Raw genomic sequence first — 1,105 nt, forward strand, 5'->3', positions numbered from 1 at the left:
GCTAAGGTTCCGCCAGGATACCTTCGGCATGGTTTTCCAGCATTTCGCTCTACTTCCGCACTACAACATCCTGCGAAACGTGACCTTCCCACTGGAACTCAAAGGGCTTCCTCGTAAGGAACGGGAGGAGCAGGGCATGGTCTGGCTGGAACGGGTGGGGCTTTCTGGCTACGAGAAGCACTTCCCGGCGCAGTTGTCGGGGGGGCAGAAGCAGCGGGTGGGCCTGGCGCGGGCCCTTTGCGCCAACCCCCCCATCCTGCTCATGGACGAAGCCTTCAGTGCGCTGGATCCCCTGATCCGCAGGGAGATGCAGGATGAGCTTTTGCGCCTGCAGCACGAACTTAAGAAGACCATCGTCTTTGTAACCCACGACCTCGACGAGGCCATGCGGCTGGGAGACCGTATCGCCATCATGCGGGACGGGGAGGTGGTGCAGGTAGGAACCGCGGAGGAGATTCTGGCCCGCCCTGCAGACGATTATGTGGCCGCCTTTTTGTCCGGTGTTAATCCCGCCAAGATCTACAAGGTGGAGGAGCTGGTGCAGGAGCCTGTGACCGTGGTGCTGGAACGGGACGGCCCACGGGCGGCGCTGCGCAAGATGGGCCAGGCGGGCGCTGTGAACGCCTATGTGGTAAATCGCAGCGGATTTTTTCGGGGAATGGTGCGGGCGGAAAAACTGGCGGAGGCGCTCAAAACGCAAGGGGAAAAAAGCGGGCTGGAGGGTTTTTTGGAGCCTCTCTCGGGGCTTTCCCCTGGGCAGACCCTGGAAGAGGCCCTGCCGTTGTTTAGCGAAACCGCGGTGCCCCTCCCCGTCCTGGATGAGCAGGGCCGGCTGCTCGGCGTGGTATCGCGGGGCCGGTTGATCGCGGCCATGGCGGGGCGTTACGTACCGCAGTAGCGTAGACCCTCTTCGACGGCCCGGTTGCCCTATACTTCAAGGGATATGGAACTGATCGGAGGTATGGCCCTGCCCACAGGGGTGGTGCTGGTAAGCAAGGAACGAACAGCGGTGGGCTATCACGAGAACGGCGAGCTGCGCCTGCACACCCGGGCGATTGAGGCTGGGAATAAAGGAAAGGTCAGGCGGCTGGCCCTGCTGTTACTG

General features: G+C 62.1%; 1 protein-coding gene. It reads left to right on the forward strand.

Annotated elements, in window-relative coordinates:
- The first annotated feature begins 28 nt into the window (after positions 1-28).
- Positions 29-898, forward strand: coding sequence for an ATP-binding cassette domain-containing protein (locus tag N2315_09485; GenBank protein MCX7829402.1), 870 nt, complete (start codon positions 29-31; stop codon positions 896-898).
- Positions 899-1,105 lie beyond the last annotated feature (207 nt).

It is taken from the genome of Thermanaerothrix sp. (genome assembly GCA_026417795.1).
In the GTDB taxonomy this organism is placed as follows: Bacteria; Synergistota; Synergistia; order Synergistales; family Synergistaceae; genus Thermanaerovibrio.